The 25248-nt window shown below is 51.6% G+C and carries 17 protein-coding genes; 10 read left to right on the forward strand and 7 right to left on the reverse strand.

The genetic code is table 11. From position 1 onward, the window contains the following. Positions 1 to 22: 22 nt before the first annotated feature. From JOD20_RS09360 to mltG, 3 genes are read right to left on the reverse strand one after another with little or no spacing between them, the layout of a single operon-like run. Positions 23 to 694: an A24 family peptidase gene (locus JOD20_RS09360; RefSeq protein WP_204755017.1), complete on the reverse strand. Its 672-nt coding sequence runs from the start codon at positions 692 to 694 to the stop codon at positions 23 to 25. A 7-nt stretch (positions 695 to 701) separates the two neighbouring features. Beyond that, complete coding sequence (gene aroE / locus JOD20_RS09365) at positions 702 to 1523, reverse strand: shikimate dehydrogenase (protein WP_204755018.1); 822 nt, start codon at positions 1521 to 1523, stop codon at positions 702 to 704. Further along, positions 1511 to 2584 carry an endolytic transglycosylase MltG gene (gene mltG, locus JOD20_RS09370; protein ID WP_204755019.1) on the reverse strand — a complete coding sequence of 358 codons (1074 nt, stop codon included), beginning with the start codon at positions 2582 to 2584 and terminating at the stop codon, positions 1511 to 1513. The genes aroE and mltG overlap by 13 nt, the downstream gene beginning before the upstream one ends. A 507-nt stretch (positions 2585 to 3091) precedes the next feature. Between mltG and JOD20_RS09375 the strand changes: the two genes are divergently transcribed. Beyond that, the gene (locus JOD20_RS09375) at positions 3092 to 4330 is read left to right on the forward strand and encodes a DUF7507 domain-containing protein (protein WP_204755020.1); all 1239 of its coding nucleotides are present in this window, start codon (positions 3092 to 3094) and stop codon (positions 4328 to 4330) included. A 360-nt stretch (positions 4331 to 4690) separates the two neighbouring features. On the opposite strand, the gene JOD20_RS09380 is transcribed toward JOD20_RS09375, so the two are convergent. The 3 genes from JOD20_RS09380 to JOD20_RS09390 all read right to left on the reverse strand — a co-directional run bounded on the left by JOD20_RS09380 (position 4691) and on the right by JOD20_RS09390 (position 8561). Then, a complete protein-coding gene (locus JOD20_RS09380) occupies positions 4691 to 6124 on the reverse strand; it encodes an O-antigen ligase family protein (protein ID WP_204755021.1) in 1434 nt (477 codons plus the stop codon). A 642-nt stretch (positions 6125 to 6766) separates the two neighbouring features. Continuing rightward, on the reverse strand, positions 6767 to 7135 hold the full coding sequence (locus JOD20_RS09385) for a roadblock/LC7 domain-containing protein (protein WP_054535499.1): 369 nt from the start codon (positions 7133 to 7135) through the stop codon (positions 6767 to 6769). 193 nt (positions 7136 to 7328) lie between these two features. Next, positions 7329 to 8561, reverse strand: coding sequence for a sugar ABC transporter substrate-binding protein (locus JOD20_RS09390; protein ID WP_204755022.1), 1233 nt, complete (start codon positions 8559 to 8561; stop codon positions 7329 to 7331). 208 nt (positions 8562 to 8769) lie between these two features. Between JOD20_RS09390 and JOD20_RS09395 the strand changes: the two genes are divergently transcribed. From JOD20_RS09395 to JOD20_RS09410, 4 genes are all read left to right on the forward strand, one after another. Then, on the forward strand, positions 8770 to 9723 hold the full coding sequence (locus tag JOD20_RS09395) for an aldo/keto reductase (protein WP_204755023.1): 954 nt from the start codon (positions 8770 to 8772) through the stop codon (positions 9721 to 9723). 257 nt (positions 9724 to 9980) lie between these two features. Further along, a complete protein-coding gene (locus JOD20_RS09400; protein ID WP_204755024.1) occupies positions 9981 to 11957 on the forward strand; it encodes a 1,4-alpha-glucan branching protein domain-containing protein in 1977 nt (658 codons plus the stop codon). Between the two features lie 116 nt (positions 11958 to 12073). Continuing rightward, the gene (locus JOD20_RS09405; protein ID WP_204755025.1) at positions 12074 to 13435 is read left to right on the forward strand and encodes a phosphoribosylamine--glycine ligase; all 1362 of its coding nucleotides are present in this window, start codon (positions 12074 to 12076) and stop codon (positions 13433 to 13435) included. A gap of 80 nt (positions 13436 to 13515) precedes the next feature. Further along, the gene (locus tag JOD20_RS09410) at positions 13516 to 14154 is read left to right on the forward strand and encodes a hypothetical protein (protein WP_204755026.1); all 639 of its coding nucleotides are present in this window, start codon (positions 13516 to 13518) and stop codon (positions 14152 to 14154) included. Between the two features lie 55 nt (positions 14155 to 14209). Here the strand turns inward: JOD20_RS09410 and JOD20_RS09415 are convergent, their stop codons facing one another. After that, positions 14210 to 16468 carry a (Fe-S)-binding protein gene (locus JOD20_RS09415; RefSeq protein ID WP_204755027.1) on the reverse strand — a complete coding sequence of 753 codons (2259 nt, stop codon included), beginning with the start codon at positions 16466 to 16468 and terminating at the stop codon, positions 14210 to 14212. Between the two features lie 431 nt (positions 16469 to 16899). Between JOD20_RS09415 and JOD20_RS09420 the strand changes: the two genes are divergently transcribed. The 5 genes from JOD20_RS09420 to acnA all read left to right on the forward strand — a co-directional run bounded on the left by JOD20_RS09420 (position 16900) and on the right by acnA (position 25057). Further along, the gene (locus JOD20_RS09420) at positions 16900 to 17868 is read left to right on the forward strand and encodes an ABC transporter permease subunit (RefSeq protein WP_204755028.1); all 969 of its coding nucleotides are present in this window, start codon (positions 16900 to 16902) and stop codon (positions 17866 to 17868) included. After that, complete coding sequence (locus JOD20_RS09425) at positions 17869 to 18903, forward strand: ABC transporter permease (protein WP_204755029.1); 1035 nt, start codon at positions 17869 to 17871, stop codon at positions 18901 to 18903. It begins immediately after the preceding gene. 128 nt (positions 18904 to 19031) lie between these two features. Continuing rightward, positions 19032 to 21308 carry an ATP-dependent helicase gene (locus tag JOD20_RS09430; protein ID WP_204755030.1) on the forward strand — a complete coding sequence of 759 codons (2277 nt, stop codon included), beginning with the start codon at positions 19032 to 19034 and terminating at the stop codon, positions 21306 to 21308. Between the two features lie 9 nt (positions 21309 to 21317). Continuing rightward, positions 21318 to 21989, forward strand: a complete 672-nt coding sequence (locus JOD20_RS09435) for an O-methyltransferase (protein ID WP_204755031.1) — start codon at positions 21318 to 21320, stop codon at positions 21987 to 21989. A gap of 350 nt (positions 21990 to 22339) precedes the next feature. Then, positions 22340 to 25057, forward strand: coding sequence for an aconitate hydratase AcnA (gene acnA / locus JOD20_RS09440; protein ID WP_204755032.1), 2718 nt, complete (start codon positions 22340 to 22342; stop codon positions 25055 to 25057). The last annotated feature ends 191 nt before the right edge of the window (positions 25058 to 25248 follow it).

A 25248-nucleotide genomic window follows, 5' to 3' on the forward strand; every position in this document is an offset into this window, starting at 1 on the left:
TTGCTGCACCATGCGTAGCCGCCTAAAGTGGCCCAAACTTGATCATATACAGCAACACACCAAGGCATAAATAGGTGCCATAGGCGATATAGAGCGTGCCTTCGCCGCGGATTTGGCGCACCACCAAAATCCCAAGCGAGGCAAGCCCCGCCAAGCCCATGCCATACATAAGCACTGTGCCAAGATAGCCCCAACCAACCGCTGCGCCAATCAAAAAAGCTAAATACACATCGCCCAAACCAAACGGCGCATCAGCATCGGGATAAAGCAGAATCGAGCCAGCAAAAAAGAGCAAAAACAAAAGCCCAGCAATCAAGGCCCCAATCAGCGAAGCTTTGAAGCTAATGGTTAGAAACGCCGAGCCAATTAATGCGACAATCGTTGCAATCAGCACCAATAGCACATCAATTAGGCGCACTTTCCAATCGACGGCTCCAATGACAATAAAAACCAGGCTCATTGCATACCAATAGATGCCCCGCAACGAAAGCCCATAATCGCGATAACAAATCCATGCCATCAGCCCACTCATCGCCGCAACCAGCAACCCAACCCATGTTGGCCCGCCAAGCAAGGGATGGCGCGGGGTCGGCAACGGGTTGGCAGCTTTGGGGTCAGTGGCGATTTGGGTAATCCAAGGGTTTAATCCAAAGCCAATCGCAATCCCAACCACAATCACAAGTGCTAACAACATAGGCTGATTATCCTTGTAGGGCCGCTAGGGCAGCGGTACGCATCACTGCTAGCGGTGCAGGCTGATTAAACCAGAGGCTAAATGCTAAGCCAGCTTGGCGTACCAACATATCAAGCCCATCGCAATGGGCCGCGCCAATTGCTGCTGCCCCTTTTAGCAAGGGCGTTTGGCGATAGACCGTATCGTACACCAAAAGCTTGGCGTGTAATAGGCCTAAATCAAGCGGTGCAGGATCAGTATCCTTCCAACCAAGCGAGGTTACATTGATCAACAGGCTCGCCTTGGCTAAACAATCTGCAACGTGAGGATCAGTGGCTGCTAGCGCTTGTTCGTGGGGCAAAACCAAGGCTTGGGCACTGCTGAGCGTGCGGTTGATCAGGCTAATCTGTTGGCAACCAGCGTTGCGCAAGGCCCAAAGTGCTGCCCGTGCCGCCCCACCAGCGCCCAAAATCACCGCCCGTTGGCTAGCTAAATCGATTCCAGCAGCTTGGAGCGAGGCTTGGAGCGCGGGCGCATCGGTGTTGTGGCCAGTCAAACTGCCATCGGCTTCGCGCACGATGGTATTCACTGCACCAAGTTCTTGGGCGATAGCGAGCGTGCGATCAAGTAAGGGGGCAATTGCGACTTTATGCGGCAAGGTTACATTTGCGCCCAGCATACCCTCGGCACGCAGGCTTTGCACGCGGGCGGGCAACTCGGCGGCTGGCGTGTGCCAACGTACATACTGTTGATTAATAGCAAGCGCCTGCAATGCAGCATTGTGCATTGCAGGCGAAAGGCTATGGGCGACCGGATCGCCAATGATGCCAAGGGCAGCTATTTGGGACACGCCAAAAACTCTTCTTGAAATTGCAAAAATTCGCTATAGTCGTTGGTGAAATTGTGGGTTGGCCGTTCGCCAGCAGCAACACATTTGGTTACAAAATAGGTCACATCCTCATCTGCTGGCGCAGCAGCTGCTTGCAAGGCAAACAAACCAGGTGTGCTAATTGGGCCTGGTGGTAAGCCAGGATTGACCCGCGTGTTGTAGGGGCCTTCGGCACTATTAATTTGCTGCACTGTCAGCTGATCGAGTTTTGGCCACCAGTTGCCCGGCTCGCCCAAGATATATTGAACCGTGGGATCTGCGCCAAGTTGGTTGCCGGCAAACTCTGGCTTCAGCCGATTCCAGAAGGCGGCGGCAATCCGCGGCATTTCTTCGTTGTTGCTCGCTTCGCGCTGCACAATTGAAGCCATTGTTACCACTTCGTGGACAGAGCGGCCAGTTGTGGCGCTGCTCAATGGCGAATCGGCCCAGCGAATTGCGAACGTATCGAGCATTTTGCGCACAATATCTTCGCTGCTTGCATCGGAGAAAATGTCATAGGTATCGGGGAAGAGATAGCCTTCTAAGCTGGCGCTATCGGGCAAACTTGCCAAAAAGCTATAATCGGCCTTGAATTGCGCGCCATTGCGGGCCACGCTCAAGAAATCATCGGCGCTAACCACGCCAGTCGATTCGATGACGTTGGCAATTTCTTCAATCCGCAAGCCTTCGGGCACGGTAAAGCGCACCGCCGTGCGCACTTCAGGCGCAACCCGAAACATTTCCAAAATTTGGTTGATGGTCATGTTGGGGCTGATTTTGTAAGTGCCCGGGTACAACTCTGTTTCAGCGTTGCGTATATCGGCGAAAACGCGGAAGACAATTGCACGGCGAACCAAGCCTTCAGATTCTAGATTGCTGCTAATGACAGCCAAACTTTCGTTTGGAGCAATCGTAAAATTTTTGGCGACATCGCTATCGCCAGCAGGCGTGGTTAACTCACGCAGGAACAATGTTGCAACACAAGCGACCACGAGTGCGCCAATGGTGGCAACAATCAACAAAGCTCGAATTAAACGTCTCACAAGCATCCCTTATTATCTATGGTAGCGTTGGCATATGCCAACAATCGGTCGATCGCAAACGGCAAAACCTTGGCTATTATAGCCTTGCGTTATCTATTTGACAACAACTCCTCCTTTCTTAACAATCGTTTATCCCATCCTCATGAGCTAAAACCTTAGGCAAGCAATCTGCAATAGCATCACCTCTAGGGGTGAGATAGAAGTCGTCTTAACGAACGGGACTGACGCTTGTTTATACGACTGCCCAACAACCCCAAGTGTTGCTATACTAGCTAGTATTCTTTTTGGATTCGTTGCTGGCTTGTGGCCAGTTAGGTTGCGTTTGGCTGGTTGGTATGCCTTATCAAGATATATTCCATGATTGAGTTTAGGCTCAGATTAATGCTTGCTAGTTATTCGATCAGCTTGTGAGTTGCTTAAATAGCTAGCTACACATTGACATGACTTAAGGCCTGAGTCATAATAGTTCTACCGACATACCAACCAATCATCGCAGGATGGTGTTTTATGCAATGGAGCATGCGGCTACGTTCGCTCTGCATTCCTGCTCTATTGACGTTCATGATCGCTGGTTTATTTGCGCTCATGGCTCGTCAACCGCACGCTAGTTTCGCTCAGGATAGCGAAGGTTCGCCTCCCGATTGCCCTGGCTTAGGCGATCTTGGTGCTTGGTTCAGCGCCGAAAACGAAGTTGTTATTATCAATCGTTCGAGTGTTTGTACCTATGAAGTTGGCACGGCTGTGTATCAAAAATTCGATGCCGTAACCGATCATCAGGTGCTCTTTGCCTCGCAAAGCGACCAATTGCCCCCCAATACCCAACGCACGTATCGTCAAACATTAACCACCTGCGCTGGCCAAATGAGCGCCTTCTTCGGGCAAGTTTTGCCAAACCTGATGAACCAGCGCTACCACGAACGCTTGTTAGCATCCAATCATTATGGCGGCACCAATTATTGTTTGCGCAACTGCGATTCGGGCCGTTTGCTTGGTTGGGTTGGTGTAAGCCAAAACGCAGTCTTACAACATTCAGCCAGAATCGGCATGAAAATCACTGGCGCGCCACCATGGCAAATTGAATTTCGCCTGACCGGCCCAATGACCAAAACCCACATCGAGCAGATCGATCCGTATCTGTTCACGGGCAATACGTGGAATTTAAGCACAGTGCCTGCTGGCGATTACACGCTGAAAGCCTCGTATATGGCCAACCAAGGTATCCGCTGCGATAGCAAAACGATTCAATTTAAGGTCGCGAGTGCACCGTTGCCAACGCCTACGCCATCACCAACTCCCACGCCAGTGCCGGTCTATCGGGCGCGGATTGTGCTCAATTCACTGGTGATTTGGGATGCGAATCGTGGCGATCAGCTGCATAATTTTGATGGGTTTGTACGGCCTGGCGATACCATTTCGTATACCCTCGCCATCCAAAATACTGGCAACATGCCCTTGAGCAATGTTCAAATCGTCGATCCCTTCTCAAGCGCTACCAGTTTTAGTGGGCTAAGTTGGCCAGCGCCACAAATTCAGCCAAGCCCCAATGGCTCAGGCCCGATTGGCTGGCAAATTCCGCTCTTGCAACCAAACCAACGAATTAATGTAACCTTCCAAGTGATCGTCAAAGAATCGATTCGCGGAACCTATACCCAAATTATCAATAATGCGAGCTTCTCGAGCAACGAAACTGGCCAGCAGTGGAGCAACACAACTGAGCATATTTACAATCCAGATTTTGATCGATAAGTTGGGGATCAGTTTTTGGGGCTTGGGGATCGGAAACTGTAACCACGAAGGACGCGAAGAACACGAAGGTTAAAATAGCAGCACAATAACCCCTCTCCCACTTTGAGTATGGGAGAGGGGCTTTTTAATCGTGCGTTTTGCTTGTCAACGAACGCGGAAAGGTGATAGTTTGGCTATGATGAGGGCAAGCTTTGGGTCTGAGGAAATACAACAATCCACAAAATAAATATTTGGGTGTGCTGGGGGCTGAAAACCCCCGGCGTTTCCCTCCTGGGGAGGGTCGGAAGGGTGGCGATCTCTGCATATCGTGTGATTCAAGCGCAAGCCAAAAAGCAAATCATTGATTCTTGCTGCTTTATATTAACGACTAAATGCCGGATCAGCTTGTGTCTCGCGCATAAAAACCATTGCCAAGCCAACCACGCCCCAAAACAGCGTGCCCATATGCGGAAACTCGATATTGAAGAAATAGTGATCGAGCACACCAACCGCGAGCGCTGCCAAAATCGCTGCCTGCAAGCCAATAATTGCATCGCCAACCGAACGCTCGCTGCGGCGGATGGCTTGGGTTGTGAGCACCATAAAGGCAATTGCCGTCAAAATGTATAAACCTAAACCAACCAAGCCCATGCGCGAGCCAAGCGCCAAATACACGCTACTCACGCCAGTCGTCAGGTCGATATTTGGGGCACGGCCAAAGCCCACCCCAAACACAGGATACTCGCGCATAATCGCGATTGCATTGCGAAACTCGGCCAAGCGCATTTGGTTGGCTTGATCTTTAAACTGAATGCCTTCAACAATCCGCTCGACAAAATCGCCGCCCTTGCCCAAGCCCACAATGGCGATTGCGCCAGCAATGCCCCCAGCACCAATCAGCCACCACAATTGGCGATAGCGCACAGTTGCCAGAAACAGCCCTGCAATCGCAAAACCGCCGAGCGCCGCCCGTGACGAGGTTAAAAAGACCGCTAAACCAAAACTTGCGGTAATCAGCCATAACCATTTGCGGCCCAAAACAGGGCGCTGAGCCAAAGCTTGACCAAGCGCAATTGCCCCTAGCAAGGCCATCATCCCGCCAAAGCCGTTGGGGTCGATCGAAGTCCCAATCGCCCGCTCAAATCCATTCGGCTCGTCTTCGACATAGCGCAAGACGCGACCACTTGCAGGGTAGCCAATTGGCGCAAGCGCGGTCAAAAAGCGCAGTGCTAAGCCATCGGGGGCGAAGCGCAGGCCGATGCCAAGAAGCGCCGCCGCCCACCCAGCCAGAATCAGCAAGCGCAGCCACCAACGAGCTTGTTCAAGCGAATCGAGGGCATTTTGCACACCCCAAAACAAACAAATGCCAAGCAGCAATTTGAAATAATTATGCAGCAGCAGGCTATCGGGCGCAGCATTCGAGCCAATGATAAACGAGAAAAACGAGCTACCAAGCAGCAAAATAACCCATGGGGCGAGGCTACCCCAGCGCCAGCTGCGTTCGGGATCAACCAAATTGCGCACGACCAGCATTGCATAGAGCGCCAACAAACCTAGTTCAAGCAAGGCAGGAGTTAAGCCAACTTTGAAGGGCAAGGTACCAAAGGGCAACAGCGTGGCAACCAAAACAGTCGCTGTCAGAATCGAATGCACCGAACGAGCAAACCATGCCCCAACCAGCAAGCCGAGTACGCCTGCGACAACCAAAAAGCCTGGCACAAACGCGGCAATCGCGCCTAGGCCAACGCCAAGCAGCGTACCGCCGAAAATCAAACCAAGCTCACGTCGTCGATGCTGATCGAATGCTGCAAACATGCCAGTAATACCTTTTATAAATGGGGTAGTTTTGATCCACGAAGGACACGAAGAGCACGAAGAATGAACAGGCTATAGGCTATAGGTGTAATGGTACATGCGGTTAACCACCGCCTCATCCCCTCACCCCAACCCCTCTCCCACGTGGCGGGCGAGGGGCTTTAACGCCGTGGTTCTACCGCAATACGTCGGTAAAAACCAGCGCTCCCCTCGCCCGCGTTCAGTGGGAGAGGGGCTGGGGGTGAGGGCATGTCCTTGGTTGCCAAGCCAATGAACCAGTACATATAGGCTATAGGCTATTGATGTTTTGTTTCCACCTACTTTCCGATAGCCAATAGTCCATAGCCATGCTTTCTCTGCGCCTCTGCGTTATAACTTTTTGACTTTCCTTCATCCCTCATCCTTCATCCTTCATCCTTCATCCTTTTCTCTGTTCTCTATTCTGCTACGCTACCATAGATCGTGGTGCGCTGCCAAGCCTAATGGCCAATTATTGCACAATTGTAACAGAGCGACAGGTGGCTAAAATAAAAAAAGCGCCAGCAGGCCACCTGCACATGGCACACTAGCGTTACCCAAGAGCAAAAAAAGGGGGCCAGAACCGATTCTGGCCCGCGAACGGTCGTTCGGAGGTCGGCAGCCTTATACGAAATGGGCCAACTCGTTAGCGGTACGCTTCATGTCTAAGAAGATCAGGCCAAGCTTTGCCCGGCTTTGCGCCAAGGCGGTTAGCACTGCATCTTCACCGATTGAAATCAGAATAACGTAGCCTTCTTCACCTTGTACGAAGACGAGGTTAAGTGCGCCACGCCGAAGCTCGCCAGCGATTCGTTCGCCCAGAGACAACATCGCGGCACTCATAGCAGACACACGATCTTCTTCCACATCGTTCGGAAGATTCGAGGCCATGATGAGACCATCAACGCTGACGACCGCCGAGGCTTCGATGTCAGGCGTATTCATCTGCAGTGCCTTGAGATGCCGCACCATCTCTTCGGTTCTGGTTGCCATGCAACTCCTCCTTAGGCCGTAGGCCGGCGTGGAATCTATAATGAATGACTTGCTTGGAACGATCAGCCTTCAGCGGGTTGGCCGTCTGCGCCATTCTACTACATCTTTTGCCAAATATCAACTACAGATCCCACTATAACGGGCTAATTTAGCCCTTGCTTGTCAAGCGGTTCGCTGTAATATGCTGGGTTGGCTACTCGCTCCGTAGCAGGCGATCGGCGTTCGCGATACTTTCTTCCAAGGGTGCGCCATTTAAGCTATTACGCACCAAAGCGATCAGGATGTCCCATCCGTTGTTGAAGCGGAGGGTGGTGGGCCAAGCGCTTGCGCGACTAACTGCCAGCTGAAGTTGTGGGTAGAGTGGGTCGCTACTGGCTAAGTCGTTACGCACACTTGGGATATCAGCGGCTTGAAAAGCCGTTTGCGCTTTCATCTCCACAAGAAACCGCATCACGTCAAGCGCGGCGTTTTGCTGTTGCTCGGTGCTGCGTGGGCTGATCACAAGCACACTGCTCCGAACAAAGGGTTGCGGTTCTTGGCCGGTTTGGCTCAGGCGTGGCAATGGTTGCACGCCAACGTTCTCCCCCCACAATTGACGATAGGTGCTGATTTGATCGGCCCAGTCAATCGTCATGATCGCACTGTTTTGGCTCACACTGCGAGCTATCAGTCGATGATCATCACGGGCTAACAAGCTTGGATCTTGGGCTAATGCGTCGACCCAGGTTAGCCACTGTAATGTTGGGGTATAGCTTTGTGTCCCCAGAACCACCGCCCCAGTCTCATCGAAGATTGCGCCCCCGAAGGCTGGAAGGTAGGGTTGGGTAAAGTATAGCGATAAATTATACGCTAATCCGTACTGTCCTTGATCATCGCTAAACCCGCGAGCGATTTCAAGCCATTCAGCGGTGCTTTGTGGCGGTGTGCTTACAAAGTTTGCCCGATTATAGTACAGCACAGGTAGATTAAGCGTCAATGGCAAGCCATATAATTTTTCGCCATAACGGGCACCATCGAGCGCCGCTGGCACGATTGGCTCAAGGTTAACCTTACGCAGCCGTTCCGTCAGATCAATAATCAGTTGTTGATCTGCTAGTTCGCCTACCCAACGATTTTCGTTAAGCCAGATTAGGTCTGGTGGTGTGCCTTCAAGCAGTGCCGCCCGATAATCGTGCAGAAGGTTTGGCCCACGATTGACAATTTGAATCACAACGTTTGGATGTGCCCGTTGGTATTCTAACAGCAATCGCGTGAAAAGTTCACTCCGTTGGCCATCTGCTCCATGCCAAATTACCAGTTGCGTGCGGGTCAGAGGATTAGCGGTAGCCCCCGGGGTTAACAACGTGTTATCATAGCTTGTTGCGCTACAACCAACAATGAAAATCCCAATCATCAAAAGGCTAAAATACCGCCATACTGCCCTCATGGGTGTATCCCGTTCTTTCGTTAATTGCGTTTTATCTGATTATAAAGGCATAAAACGCCAACGAATCATCAAAAGTATACCATGCTCAGGCGTTACTGACAAGCTGACCTAGCTGGCTAGGCTCGGGCACATTCCACTACTTGACTTTGAGCGCACTCAAAGGTGTAGACTGCCTGCATTGGTTTATGATCTATTGCTGGAGGCAGGAATGAAACAACGGTCACTAGGCAGCCAAGGACTCACAGTTAATCCAATTGGCTTAGGTTGTATGGGTATGTCGGAGTTTTATGGCCCAACCGACGAGGCCGAATCGCTGGCAACCATCGATCTGGCCTTGGAATTGGGCGTGAATTTCTTCGATACCGCCGATATGTATGGGCCTTTTACCAATGAGCAGCTGGTTGGCAAGGCGTTCAAAGGTCGCCGCGATCAGGTTATTCTCGCAACCAAATTTGGTATTCAACGCGGCCCCGATAACCAACGCTCAATCAATGGCCGCCCTGAATATGTTAAAGCCGCCTGCGATGCTTCGCTGCAACGCTTGGGCGTTGATCATATTGATCTCTATTATCAGCATCGGGTTGATGCCAATGTGCCTATCGAGGAAACGGTTGGGGCAATGGCCGAGTTGGTACAAGCTGGCAAAGTGCGCTACATCGGTTTATCCGAAGCCGATGCCCCAACGATTCGCCGCGCACACCAAGTTCACCCCATTAGCGCCTTGCAAACCGAATATTCGCTCTGGTCGCGCGAGCCAGAAATTGAAATTTTGGCGACAACGCGCGAGTTGGGCATTGGCTTTGTGGCCTATAGCCCGCTTGGGCGTGGCTTCCTAACCGGCCAATTTCGCAGCGTCGATGATTTTGCCGCCGATGATTATCGTCGCTACTCACCACGCTTCCAAGGCGAAAATTTTCAACGTAACTTGAGCTTAGTAGAACATATTGAGCAACTGGCCAGCCAAAAAGGCATCACACCAGCGCAATTGGCCTTGGCTTGGGTCTTGGCCAAAGGCGATGATATTGTGCCGATTCCAGGCACCAAGCGTCGCCGCTACCTCGAAGAAAATATGGCTGCCTTGAATGTTGAACTTAGCGCCGCCGAGCTGGCCGCCATTGATGCGGTGTTGCCAATCGATGCTGCGGTTGGCACACGCTACTAGTCATTGATTTCCTCACCCCCTCGACCACGAAAACGCGGGCGAGGGGGAGCACCCGTTTTCACCATCAATCATGCAAAACCACAGGGTTAAAGCCCCTCGCCCGCGCCACGGGATCGGGCGAGGGGTGAGGGAACCACGCTTGCCCATAAACCACCTCTCTACAAGCCTCGCGGCACACTTCTGGCTTGCGAACACCTGCTATAATGGGAACCGACCTCTGCAACATGTCCCGCATGTTCCGCACAGAAGGAGCATCTATGCCAAAACAAGGTGCATTTACGTTTGTCTTACATAGCCACTTGCCCTATTGTCGCAAAGCTGGCCGCTGGCCTCACGGTGAAGAATGGCTTCACGAGGCCGCTTCCGAGACGTATATTCCACTGCTCAATGCGCTGACTGATCTGATCAACGATGGGGTTACTCCTCGCTTGACGATTGGGATTACGCCAATTCTGACCGAACAATTGGCCGACCCAACGATTTTGCACAATTTCGAAGAGTATCTCGACGAAAAGATTGTTGCAGCTCAAGCTGATATTGATCGGCTGGCCGATGTGCAGGCCGTTTGGGAAGCCGCCCAACGTGCTGAAACAGAGCCAGAGCCAGAGCCGGAGTCAACGCCACTGCTTTCGAGCGAAGAGCTTGAAAGCTTAATTACCAAAAACGATGCCCTGCTTTCTTCAACTGCTGGTGATTCGCCAGCCCCTCTCCATGCAGGCTTGTTGAGCGCCACCACTGTTGCTAGCGCCGACGTTGCGGAAATTGATGAAGTTGTTGATGCTGATGTTGAGGCAGAACTTGACATTGAGCCAGAGCCTGAAGAACCTGCTGCCCTAGAGCAACCAGATCCCCACAAGGCCTATTTGGCTCAGTGGTATCGCGATTGGTATAGCATGATCAAGCGCTCGTTTATCGAACGCTACAACCGCGATATTGTCGGAGCCTTCCGCCAATTGCAAGATGCTGGCTATATCGAAATTATCACTTGTGGCGCAACCCATGGCTACTTGCCGTTGGTGAGCCGCGATTCAACGATTTATGCCCAAATTGCGGTTGCAGTGCAAAGCTACGAGCGCCATTATGGCCGCAAACCCAAGGCGATTTGGCTGCCAGAGTGCGCCTATCGCCCAGCCTACTACCCTGAAGATCGCAGCGAAACCGAGCGCAAACCAGGGGTCGAAGAATTTCTCGAAGCTCAAGGCATCGAGTGCTTCTTCGTCGAAACCACCACCATCGAGGGTGGCGCACCATTGGATAAAGCCGAGGGCAAAATTCTTGGCCCATATGGCGATACGCTGCGCAAATATGTTGTGCCAGTTACCCGCGAAGTGCCGCCAACTGGCAATAGCACGCTTCAGCCCTATTTGGTTGGCTTGAGCGATAAAGTTGCTGCGATTGGTCGCCATCACAAAACTGGCTTGCAGGTGTGGTCGGCAGAATGGGGCTACCCAGGCGATGCCAACTATCGCGAGTTCCATCGCAAAGATAGCGAAAGCGGCATGCAATATTGGCGCATCACTGGGCCAAAAGTCGATCTTGGCTTTAAAGATTACTATCATCCCGATTGGATTAACGACAAAATTCATGCCCACGCCGATCACTTCACCAATTTGGTGCATCAGGTCATCAGCGAATATCGTGGCCAAACTGGGCGCTATGGCCTGATTTCATCAAACTACGACACCGAATTGTTCGGCCACTGGTGGTTTGAAGGGGTCGATTGGATGCGCGAAGTGCTGCGGCGCTTGGCTGCCAATCCCGATATTGATCTGACCACGGCTTCAGAATATATTGCCAATAATCCACCGCGTGAATCGTTGAACCTGCCCGAAAGCTCGTGGGGTTCCAATGGCACGCATCAAACCTGGCTCAATCCCGAAACCGAGTGGATGTGGCCAATTATTCATGCGGCAGAAAAACGCATGGAGGGTTTAGTCGCAGCCTATCCCCAAACTGATGGCGATTTGGCTGAGGCCTTGGCCCAAACAGCCCGCGAATTGCTGCTGTTGCAATCGAGCGATTGGCCTTTCTTGGTCACAACTGGTCAAGCCCAAGATTACGCCACCAAGCGCTTTAACGAGCATGTCGATCGGTTTAGCCAATTGGCTGATGCAATTGAGGCTAATGATCTTGGCTTAATGCGCGAACTCACCGCCAGTTTCAACGACCTTGATAATCCATTCCCAACGATTGATTATCATGTGTTTGCTGCTCGCGAGGGTTTGGTCGCCTAAACCCGCAAACCCATGGCGGGGTTTAATCGCTACGCCATGGGTTTTGCCCCGCAATCAACTCTTTTTGAATCGCTGAATCAGCTTTGATTTGGCGATTCTATTAGTAATTTAGGCCTATGAAAGTACTTGTGCTTGGCAACAATGGCGCAGCCCATGCCTACGTTTGGAAGTTGTTCAATAGCCAGCGAATTGATAGTTTGGCCACCATACCTGGCAATGGTGGTACAAGTTTGCTTGTGCCAAATGCAGAGCCATTTGAAAGTATGACCGAGCTGGCAAAGTGGGCCTACGATGAGCATTTTCAGGTCATTGTGCCAGCAGAGGGCAGTTATCTGAGCAATGGCGTGGCCGATGCAGCGCTCATGTATAAAATTCCGGTCTGTGGGCCGCCCAAACAAGCGGCAGTGCTTGAACGCTCACGTTTGTGGCTCAAAGAATTTCTCAATCGGCATCAAATTCCAACCTCAACTGGCCGCGCCTTGGGTGATTTAGCAACTGCTGAGCGTTACGTTGCCTCGCAACCACTGCCGATTGTGCTCTGGGGCGATTATCCTTCCGAATACGATGGGGCATACACTGATCGCGCTGAAGCACTGGCTGCCTTGGCTGGGATTTTTGCCTTGCCGCCACGCCCAGGTCATTATCGCGGCGTGGTCATTGAGCAACCAGCACTTGGCCCAACCGTCGCGCTTTCAGCCCTAACCGATGGCACAACCTTGATTCCAATGCAAGCGGTGCGAATCTACGATCGGCTTGATGATAACGATCAAGGCTGGGCTGCTGAAGGCATGGGCGCGCATACCACGCCCAGCGGTATCCTCAAGCAAATTGGCGATTATCTGAGTGCCACCATTTTGGAGCCAATTCGGGCGGCGTTGCTGCGCGATAAACTGCCGTGGTGGGGTATTTTGGGTGTCGATTGTGCAATTACCGCACGCGGGCCACAAGTCTTGCGCATTCGCACAACGCTGAGCGATCCCGAGGCCCAAGTGCTTTTGCCCTTGCTCGAAGACGATTTGTTTCCGCTCCTGGTTGCGGCCAATAATCGCAGTTTGCTCAATGTGCCAGCGCTGCGTTGGCGACCAGAAGCCAGCGTTGGCGTGACCATCGTGGCAAGCGGCTATCCCCATAGTTTTAGCACCGGCATGGCAATTGATGGCATCGCCGAGCTGGAGCCTGGCATTGTGGCGTTTCAAAATGAAACTGCCAATCCCAATGGCTTGCGTTATGTTTCCGAAGAAATGCATATGCCCGAAAAGCGCAGCTTGTTGAGCGGGGTTAGCAGTGCGCTGAGCGATGCGATGTTAGTCCGTTCAATGGGCGGCAATCACCTTTCTTCAAAGGCTGGCCGCATTGTAACGGTGACGGCGCAAGCAGCGAATTTGGCGGAAGCGCATGCCAAAGCCTATCGCAATCTCAAACGCCTACGAATCCCATCATCGACTTATCGCAACGATATTGGCCTGCGTGAACTCTAGAAAATCGGTCTTTAGTCGCTAGGCGTGGCGAAACAGCGCGCGTATGCTGCGTTTAATCTACAAGTTGAGGGAAGTTGAATATGTATCTGCTGCGCACCATTGGATTGGGGCTGTTATTAATCGTGCTTGCTGGCTGTTCGCTCAATGCCGAACCACTGTCAATCCAAGAAGCCTACGATCAAGGCTTAATCGATTTGGAATTTAAAAACTCCGGGACTGCTGGTGGAGTCCTGATGATGATAGTCACTGGCAAAACTGATCGCTCGATTCGGATCACGATTCCTGCTGGCCAAATTTTGGACAATCAAACCGATTATCACGAAGATATGGTCTTGATTGCCTATGAAGGTCGGCTTGATACCCCCGAAGATACGTATATCCAAGCAAAGTCGCTGATTACAAAACAGGCTACCGCTCGCTATGGCGTTATCGAAGCCTACAGCCTTGAATTGTATGCTGAGCCAGGCGCTGAAACTGATACCTATGCGTTTGATGGTTTTGTTGATGCGGAATTGCAACGCCTCGTTGACCATTTGTCCATGCAAAGCAGCGAAGAATTTGTAGGCAAACAATTGGCAATTTGGGCCTTGACCGATAATCCCGATCACGATACTGCTTCAGAGATTATGCAATTTAACGAGCATGATTTGGCTCAGGCCCGCACGTTTTTGCTGGCTGCCAAATTTGATCCGACCGATTATCGTCTGTTTCAAGAGTAAACAAAACCCCCGCCATTTTTACAATGGCGGGGGTTTTTGGTTATGCGCGCTAAATTTAGGCGGCTGGTGGTTGATCGCCAACCGATTGCAAGAGAATTTCGGCTACGTCTTTGCGGCCAAGGGTTTCTGATTGGTTGGTGTTCTTGGCAGCGTCCTCGAACATCACCATACAGAAGGGGCAGCCCATTGCCACGGTATCGGGCTTTTCGGTTTGCAATTGTTCAAGCCGAATCACATTGACGTGTTTATCGCCCCATCCTTCGAGCCAGGCGTTACCGCCACCGCCACCACAGCACATCGCCTTTTCGCGATTGCGTGGGCCAGCCTCGACCAACTCCAAGCCAGGAATGCTGGTAAGCACATTGCGTGGCTCTTCGTAAATATCGTTGTAGCGGCCAATGTAACATGGGTCGTGATAGACGACTTTTTCATTGACTGGTACGGTTGGATTGAGCTTGCCAGCTTCGACCAAATCGTTCAAGAATTCGGTATGGTGCACCACTTCGTAATCCACGCCTGCTTTGCCGCCAAATTGCGGATACTCATTTTTGACAGTGTTGTAGCAGTGGGCGCAGGTGGTGACGATCTTCTTGAATTTGTATTGGCCCATGGTTTCGATGTTGGTGTTGGCTTGTTGTTCGTACAACAATTCCTCGCCCATGCGGCGGGCTGGGTCGCCAGTACAGGTTTCTTCATCGCCAAGGATGGCAAAATCAACGCCTGCTTTTTGCATCAACTGCACCATTGCGCGGGCGGTTTTCTTCGAGCGATCATCATACGATGGCGCACAACCAACCCAATACAAGACCTCGGCTTCTTCTTTTTCGGCCAAGGTTGGCACTTCGAGGCCATCGGCCCAAGCGGTACGCTGGCGCTGAGGCAATTTCCATGGGTTGCCGTTGCGCTCGATGCCTTGCAGCACCGTTTTGACCCCTGATGGAATTTCGCCCATCACCATGGTCAAGTTGCGGCGGAAATCGATAATGTCATCGACATGCTCAATCGTCGCAGGGCACTCGGTCATACAAGCGCGACAGGTGGTACAAGCCCAGAGTTCGTTTTCGGTAACGATGCCTTGCTCATACAATGGCAAGGTTTCGGGCGTGCCTTCGAGCAATTCGATTTTTACGCCATTGCTAACGGTTGGCGCGGCGGCGGTTGCGCCAGCCGGCTGGAGCATCATCACCGTGCCATCGCGTTTGAGCACAGGGCCGCCGTGCATCAAATCGCTCATCTTGGTAATCAGCCATTTGGGCGAAAGATCGGAGCCAGAGGCGAAGGCCGGACAATTATCTTGGCAGCGGCCACAGCGCATACAGGCATCGAAGTCCATGCGGCGCTTCCATGAGAAGTCGCTGAGGCTGGTAATGCCCAATTTTGGCTCATCTTTTTCCAGTTCCTCTTCCATGTTTGGAATGCGATCGAGCGCACCTTTGGGGTCGCGATCGCGGAACAAGGTGTTGAGCGGAGTATAGAAAATGTGGCGGAATTTGGTAAAGGGAATCGAGCCAACGAAGGCAAAAACCACCGCCATATGGCTCAGCCAGAGCACGCGGTGAATCCACAAGGCAACTTGGCTATGAATGATCGTACCATCGGCGGCGCGTTCGACCCCGAGGCCAATAGCGCGGGCAACTGATGCGCCAGGATAGCCGAAGATTGCCCATTTGGCCCAACCTTGCTCGTAGACAATCGCGGTGACGGCGTTTGCGCCTTCGCCAACAGTCATCGTTTGGTTGGCCAAGCGCAGAATTTCAATCAAATAACCGCCAACCACGATGAAAATCATCGACCAAAGCACCCATGCATCGGTACCGCGATTATCCAAGCGGGTTGGTTTGGTTTTATAGCGTCGCCACAACGCCCAGAGCAAACCAGCAAAAAAGACCACACCCATGACATCGAGAATCAGCTCGTAATACTGATAAAAGCCACCAGTTAAAATCTTGCCTTGCTCTTCACCTGCAATCGGAATGGTGAAGTCGGCTTCAGCGGCAATAATATCGGTGCCGATAAACAGCGCCAAAAAGCCGTAGAAGATAAAGGTGTGCATGATGCCTGGTGTGCGATCGCGTAAGACGCGCTTCTGCCCAAAAACCTCGGTTGTCGTTGACCACAAGCGACTGGCAAAATTGGTCGAGCGCACTGTTGCATGGCCGCGTCGCCACAACAGAATGTCTTGATACATCTTGTAGAACATCGTGCCAATGGCAGCGATCGCAAACAAGTACAACACATACTCAACCGCATGCGGTAAGTTCCAGTAAATCTCGCGAACGGCGATAACTTGGCTGTTGAATAAGATTTCGTGCATGGGCGTTCCTCATCGAACTGGTTGAACACGGTGTGGGTCTATTGTATTACAAAAGAGGATATGCCGAGTTTAGCACGCATGACATCATGCGTCAAACGTTTTCGTGGGGATCGGGGGTTGGGTGTTAGGGGTCGGGGATTAGATTTTATGCCCTCATCCCAACCCTGCTCCCGTGGACAGGCGAGGGGCTTTAAAGCTCTGGTTCTCTCCCAATTCCTTAGTGAACCACAGATGCTCCCCCTCGCCCGCGTTTTCGTGGGCGAGGGGGTTGGGGGTGAGGGAATTTTCAACGCTGAAGATTAATTCGATCTAGCGAGATTATTGGTTAATTGCGGCTAATTCGGCCCTAAGGCTGAACCTTTTATTAAATGGATGAGTACTATACACAATACCTCAACGCTCATCCTCAGGGCCAATTGGAGACCAGACCTATGAGCCGACTTATCCTACGCAAACTTGGGTTGTTGATCGTGTTAGTGCCGGTATTGCATTTGTTCGGGGCGTGGTATGCCTATAAGTATATAGGTTATTTTAACCCACCAAAATTAGTTATTACTACGTTTGAAAATGGCTATAGCGAAGATTATGAGTACGATACGCAACCATTTATGACCCGTTATCGCGAAACACTCGGCGCAATGGCTAATGGCGATCTTGGCCGAATTGATCGTGATCGAACTAAAATCAGCGCCTATATGGATGATTTTGTTATTCGTTCGGCCAAATTGTTGGGTTTGGCATTTCTTATGACGATTGTTTTAGGTTTAGGCATGTGTTTGCTGGCGATTTCGCCTCGCACTGGACGCATCTCACCAGGTATGGTTAGCGTGTTTACGCTTGGCAATGCAATTCCTGGTTTTTTCTTAGGCTCACTCTTGATTCTAGCTTTGTTGTATGTCAAACGCATAGGCTGGACGAATCAATTATTGCTGCCAGTTCAGGGCTATAGCACAGCGAAACATATGATTTTGCCAGCGCTCATTTTGGCGTTGCGCCCAGCTTTTTATATTGCCTCGATTGGCGCAAGCTTGCTCGAAAACGAATTTCAACAAGATTATGTGCGCTTTGCCAAAAGTAAAGGCTTGCGCTGGCGCACAATTGTGCGTCGCCATGCGATTCCGAATGTTGCGCCTGCGGTTTTTGCTAGCTTAGGCCGTGGCTTGCAAATGGCGGTTGGGAGTTTGGTGTTGGTCGAAGCCTTGTTCGATTGGCGCGGTATTGGCTGGATGTTGTTCAATACGCTGACCAATGAAAAAGCAATAACCTTCTTTAATCCGCTGATTTTGGGCTTGTTGTTGGCGATGATGGGCGCTGTATTAATTGCAGTTGATTTGTTGGCCTCGGTGTTGAGCCTTTGGATCAATCCAATTGGGCGGCATGCTAGTGTGGGGAGAGGCTAAATGAAAAATCTGCCATTAACCTTGGGTTTGTTGATTACTGGATTTATGCTGCTGATCGCTATTTTTGGCCCCAGCCTAGCACCGCATGATCCGCTGGCCGAAAATCGTTCGTTTCGCTATGAAGGCAAATTTTATGGTGGCCCGCCACGCGAAACCTTGCCGCCGTTTGTGCACCCTGAACACCCCTTGGGCTTCGACGATATTAGCCGCGATTTGCTGAGCCGCTTATTGTGGGCGGTGCGGCCAACCTTGATTTTATGTGTGATTATTGCGAGTGTGCGCTTGGTGCTTGGCATGGCAATTGGTGGCATTACCGGTTTTTTTGGCCAACGGGTCGCATGGTTGCTCGATACGCTTATGAGCATTACCAGCGCCATTCCAATTTTGATTATTGCCTTGGGCTATTTGATCTGGACGAACGGTACAGCGCTGGTGATTTATCAAGGCACTACGCCGATGGTTGCTAATAAAGCTGGCATCAGCGCCTTTCTGATTGCCTTATGTTTAACTGGTTGGGTCAATAGCGCAAGTGTCATTCAAGGCCATGTCCAGAAGGTTTTGCAGGCCCAGTATTTAGAAAGCGCGCTTGCGATTGGCCTTAACCGCTGGCAAATTGCCTATCGTTATATTTTGCCCCAAATGCTGCCACTCTTGCCAATGTTGCTGGCCAGCGAATTAACCGCTGTTACCTTGATTGTGGCCGAGCTTGGCTATTTGGGCTATTTCATCGGCGGTAGTTATGTCTATAGCGATTTTACTAAAGATGTTCCCTTGCCCGATATTGTCAAACAAAAAGCCAGCCAGCCCGAACTAGGCCAGATGCTTTCGGATTTCTTTGGCCAATATAGCCGCTCGCCATGGGTCTCGGTGTTTGCTGGCATTTTGATGGTGTTGCTGTTGATTGGCTTTACGCTCACCAGCGAAGGCTTGCGCCGCCAGTTGGATATTACGCGGCCTCGGCGTTGGAATTGGCGCGGCCTGTTTCAGCGCAAACCAAGCAAACCCAACAAAACCAAGCTCAATCAAACAGCCTAGAGCTTTGCTATCGCCAATCATTTTTTGCTGTCGCTCACCTGTTCCAACACAGCGCCGGAACGGGTACAATAGAGCCAGCAAGATTGACATCAATCACGGTTTTTGACCGTCATGTAAGGACTAGATCAATGACTCACCCGCTGCTGATTGGGCTGAATGCTCAACAACAACGCGCAGTCCAAGCGATTCATGGGCCAGTGTTGGTGCTGGCTGGCCCAGGCTCAGGCAAGACCCGCGTGCTCACTCATCGTATTGCCTATTTGATTAATGAAGTTGGCGTGCGCCCCTATAACATTTTGGCGGTGACCTTTACCAACAAGGCTGCCCGCGAAATGCGCGAACGGCTTAGCAATTTAATTGGCGAAAGCCGCGCCCACGATGTGATGATGGGCACGTTCCACTCGATTTGTGCCCGTTGGCTGCGGCGCGATATTCAGCACTTGCAACGCGCCAACGATTTCGTGGTCTACGATGCAGACGATCAGCAACGGGTGATGAAGCAAATTTTGCGCGAATTGGATTTAAGCGAGAAGCAATATAATCCGCGTTCGATCCACGCCCGCATTTCTGCCGCCAAAAACGAATTAATTGGGGTAGCCGAATTTGCCCGTAGCGTCAGTAGCTATTTCGATGAAATTGTGTTGCGTTGTTATGAGCGCTACGAAAAACAATTATTCGCCAATAATGCGCTCGATTTTGATGATTTGCTGCTCAAAACGGTTAATTTGTTTGAATATCATCCCGAGGTGCTGGCCCGTTATGCTGAGCGCTACGTTCATGTGATGGTCGACGAAGTGCAAGATACCAATCGAGTGCAATTTTCGTTGGTCAATCACGTTGGCGCTGGCCATAACAACTACTTTTTAATTGGCGATATTCAGCAATCAATTTACGCTTGGCGCGGCGCGCGCTTGGCCAATGTGCGCGAATTTGAAGAAGCGCATCCCGATGTGCAAATTATTCCCCTTGAGCAAAATTACCGCTCCACCCAACCAATTCTCGATGTGGCCCAATCGATCATCGATGCAGCCCACGATCGCCGTCATACCACCAAAATCTGGACCGATCAGCAGGATGGCGAGCTGGTTTCGCTGGTTGAGGCCTACGATCACAACGAAGAAGCCCGCTGGGTTGCCGACGAAATTATGCGCATTCGCGGGCGCGATGGTCGTTCGCTCGACGATTTTGCCGTGATGTATCGCACCAATGCCCAATCGCGGGCCTTTGAAGAAGCCATGATTAGCCGCAGCTTGCGCTATAAATTGGTCGGCGGCACGCGCTTCTACGAGCGCAAAGAAATTAAAGATATTGTGGCCTATCTGCGGATTATCCATAACCCGCATGATGAGGTTAGTTTGTTGCGGGTGATTAACGTGCCAGGCCGTAGCATTGGTGATCGCACTCAGCAAGAGTTGCTGCAATGGGCGCGCAATCTCGATATTTCAATTTGGGATGCGCTTGAGTTGTTAGTTACCAACGAGGCCCAAAATCCACCAATCGGTGGCCGGGCGCGCAACGCCGTCGAGCAATTTCAAAAATTGGTAGCTGGGCTACGCGATTTGCGCCACGATTTAATGCTTGGCGAATTGATTCAACGTTTGCTTGAGCGTGTGCCATTCCAAGAGTTGTTGGTGGCCGAGTATGGCGAGGAAGAAGGCGCTGAACGCTGGGAAAATATTCTCGAATTGCAAAACGTCAGTATGGAATATTTGGCCTTGCCAACCGAAGATCAATTGCCGCGCTTTTTAGAAGAAGTGGCCTTGGTCAGCGATGTTGATAGCCTTGACACCAGCAAAGCTCGCGAACCAGGCGTAACCTTGATTACCTTGCACCAAGCCAAAGGTCTTGAGTATCCGGTGGTCTTTTTGGCTGGGCTAGAAGAAGGCTTGTTGCCGCACGGACGCTCGATTGACGACCCTGAGAGCATCGAAGAAGAACGCCGCTTGTTGTATGTTGGCACGACTCGGGCCAAACAACGGCTGTATATGCTCTATGCCTTCAAACGCGCCACGTGGGGCCGCACCGATCTGACCATTCCTTCGCGCTTTTTGGGCGATATTCCCAAAGATTTGCTGCAACGTACGCCAACCCGTGAAGTTAAGCAAATGCCAGTGCATGCTGCGACTCAATGGCAAAGCAACACGCCGCAACGCACGCGGGGAGCACAACCAAGCTCAAGCAGCATGTGGAGTGGCGCAAGTGGGCCAGCCCGCCCCAAACGCCCAGAACGAGAGCCAAGCGCCGCCAGTTATAGCGCTGGCGATAAAGTGCGCCATGCCAATTTTGGCGAGGGCGTTGTCGTCAGCAGTAAAATGGTTGGCGACGACGAAGAAGTCACAGTGGCCTTTCCTGGCAAAGGCGTGAAAAAACTGTTAGCTGCCTTCGCCAAACTCGAACGAGTCTAGGAGGATGCGATGAATCAAGCAACATGGGATGCGGTTGATAACTATATTTCCGATTCATTAGTTCAGGCTGATCCGGTTTTGGAATCAGCCTTGCAAGCGAGCGCTGAGGCAGGCTTGCCGCCAATCAATGTTGCGCCCAACCAAGGCAAATTGCTACACATGTTTGCCATGATGTGTGGTGCGAAACGCATTTTAGAAATTGGCACGCTGGGCGGCTATAGCTCAATTTGGTTGGCGCGGGCGCTACCTGCCGATGGCAAATTGATTACGCTGGAATATGAGCCGCATCACGCCGAGGTTGCCAAGGCCAATCTTGCCAAGGCTGGCTTGAGCGATAAGGTCGAGGTACGGGTTGGCGCGGCCTTAGCTAGCTTGGCTCAATTGGCTGATGAGGGTATTGAGCCATTCGACCTGATTTTTATTGATGCAGATAAGCCGAATAATCCCCATTATTTGGCTTGGGCGCTCAAATTTGCCCATGTTGGCACAGTAATTATTGGCGATAACGTAGTGCGCAATGGGGCAGTCACTAATTCAAGCGATCCTGATCCAGCAATTCAAGGCACACGCCAATTATTTGCTGATTTGGCCTCAAATCCCAAGCTCACCGCTACTGCACTGCAAACCGTTGGCAGCAAAGGCTACGATGGCTTTGCAATTGCAATTGTGCAGCAGCTCTGAGATTCCCTCACCCCCCAGCCCCCTCTCCCACTGCACGCGGGCGACGGGGAGCCAACTGTTTTTCACCAAAAAATTGGGGAGAACCACCGTCTTAAAGCCCCTCGCCCAGCGGATGGGAGAGGGGTTGGGGTGAGGAGACTCTACCCAACAATTCTTAAAAGCTACAAGAAATATCTATCACAACCTTGATTAAGTATAGATAATGCCTATGTTAAACCAAGGGTCTCTCTAGTTGCAGGAACAGCAGGCGGCGAGTACCATAGTAGGCAGAGCTAGAAACGAGAAATTGTTCTAGAACCAGCATGTCCTGATGCTTGGGTATTAACGAATTAGTGCCTAGAGAGGTTGCGATGACGCACAAACGCCAAGATGATTTCGGAGCCAAAGCCACATTGACCGTCGGTGATCGGTCGTTGGTCTACTATCGGCTCAACAAACTCGAAGAAGATGGAATTGCCGCCGTATCCAAACTGCCATTCTCAATTAAAGTGTTGTTGGAAGCTATGCTGCGCAACAACGATGGTTTTGCCGTAACCAAACAAGATGTTGAGAATATGGCGCGCTGGAACGCCGCCAGCCCCGAAAAAATTGAAGTTCCGTTTAAGCCAGCCCGCGTAATTTTGCAAGACTTCACCGGCGTTCCAGCCGTGGTCGACTTGGCTGCAATGCGCGCTGCAATGGCTCAACAAGGTGGCGATCCACAACGGATTAATCCACTGGTGCCAGTCGATTTGGTCATCGACCACTCGGTGCAAATCGATCAATTCGGCTCGAAAATGGCCTTGTTCTTCAATGCAGAGCGCGAATTTGAACGCAACGCTGAACGCTATGAGTTTTTGAAATGGGGCCAACAAGCCTTCGATAACTTCAGCGTCGTGCCACCAGAAACTGGGATTGTGCACCAAGTCAACCTTGAATATTTGGCAAAAGTGGTTCAAGTATTTACTGAAGAAGGCGAATTGGTCGCCTTGCCCGATTCATTGGTCGGTACCGACTCGCATACCACGATGATCAACGGCCTTGGTGTGGTTGGTTGGGGCGTTGGCGGGATCGAAGCCGAAGCAGTTATGCTTGGTCAGCCAATCTACATGTTGCTGCCAGAAGTTATTGGCTTCAAAGTGACTGGCCAATTGCCTGAAGGCGCGACCGCAACCGACTTGGCCTTGACCGTGACTGAATTGCTGCGCAAAAAAGGTGTGGTCGGCAAATTCGTCGAATTCTACGGCCCTGGTGTGGCGAATATGGCCTTGTCAGACCGTGCAACGATTGCCAACATGGCTCCAGAATATGGCGCAACCATGGGCTTCTTCCCCGTCGACCAAGAAACAATTCACTTCTTGCGCAACACGGGCCGCTCTGATGAATTGGCCAATTTGGTCGAAGCCTACAGCAAAGCCCAAGGCTTGTTCCTCGATGCCAACTCACCAGAAGCAGAATACACCGACACCGTGCATTTGGATCTTTCGACGATTGTGCCAAGCGTCGCTGGCCCCAAGCGCCCGCAAGATCGGGTCGAATTGCCAAATACCAAGGCTTCGTTCCAAAAATCGTTGACCGCGCCAATTGCCGAGCGTGGTTTTGCCTTGTCAACTGAGAAGGCTGAAAGCACCGCTACCGTGCAAAATAATGGCCACTCGGCCAAAATTGGTCACGGCGCAGTCGTTATCGCTTCGATCACTAGCTGTACCAACACCTCGAACCCTTCGGTGATGTTGGGTGCTGGCTTGTTGGCCAAAAAAGCTGTTGAAAAAGGCTTGACCGTTGCCCCATACGTCAAAACCAGTTTGGCCCCTGGCTCACGCGTAGTTTCAAGCTACCTCGAACAAGCAGAATTGATCGAGCCGCTCGAAGCGCTTGGCTTCCACATCGTTGGCTACGGCTGTACAACTTGTATCGGAAACAGCGGGCCACTGCCAGAGCCAGTTGCCGCCGCCGTGCAAGAAGGCGAATTGGTTGCCGCCGCCGTGTTGAGCGGTAACCGCAACTTCGAAGGTCGGATCAATCCCTTGGTCAAGGCCGCCTACTTGGCCTCGCCACCATTGGTTGTCGCCTACGCTTTGGCTGGCACAATGAACCTCGATTTGGCCACCGAGCCATTGGGCAACGACAAAGAAGGCAATCCGGTCTACTTGCGCGATATTTGGCCAAGCCAAAGCGAAATTCAAGAAACCGTGCGCAAAGCCATCAAGCCAGAAATGTTTACCCAACAATATGGCAATGTCTTTGCTGGCAGCGATGCTTGGAAGCGGGTGCAAGCGCCAACTGGCGACATCTATGCTTGGAGCAACGACTCAACCTACATCCAACACCCACCATTCTTCCAAGATTTGCAGCCAGAGCCAGCGCCAATCGGCGACATCAATGGCGCACGGGTTTTGGCCTTGTTGGGCGATTCCGTAACCACCGACCACATCTCGCCAGCAGGTTCAATCGCCAAAAACAGCCCAGCTGCTAAATATTTGATTGAAAATGGCGTTGATCCCCAAGATTTCAACTCGTATGGCGCACGTCGTGGCAACCACGAAGTGATGATGCGCGGCACATTTGCTAACATCCGCCTGAAAAACTTGTTGTTGAATGGGGTTGAAGGCGGCTATACGCTCTACTTCCCAACCGGCGAACAGCAATCAATCTACGATGCCTCGATGGCTTATCAAGCCAGTGGCACGCCGTTGGTGATTTTGGCTGGCAAGGAATACGGCACTGGTAGCTCACGCGATTGGGCCGCCAAAGGCACGTATCTCTTGGGCGTAAAAGTGGTCATTGCCGAAAGCTACGAACGGATTCACCGCTCGAACTTGGTCGGCATGGGCGTGTTGCCATTGCAATACCGCGCTGGCGAATCGGCTACGAGCCTTGGCTTGAAGGGCAACGAAACCTTCTCAGTCGAAGGCATCAACGACGATTTGCAAGCTCGCTCAGAGTTGACCGTGCGCGCCGTTCGCCCAGATGGCAGCGAACTCAGCTTCCAAGCAGTGGTGCGGATCGATACGCCAGTTGAAGTTGAATACTACAAGAATGGTGGGATTCTCCACACCGTTCTGCGCCAATTGGCCAAAACCGCCTAATAGATAAAATCAACAATCCCCATGCTGTTTTCGGGCAGCATGGGGATTTGTTGTATTGAGGCTATCGGCTTTTGATCCACGAAGGACACGAAGCGCACGAAGGATTGGAACCGCGAAGAACGCGAAGATCGCGAAGGACGTTTTAGCCACAGATTGCCACAGATTGGCTCAGGTAATTTCTCAAAGCCCAA

This window comes from Herpetosiphon giganteus (genome assembly GCF_016907925.1).
Classification (GTDB): Bacteria; Chloroflexota; Chloroflexia; order Chloroflexales; family Herpetosiphonaceae; genus Herpetosiphon; species Herpetosiphon giganteus.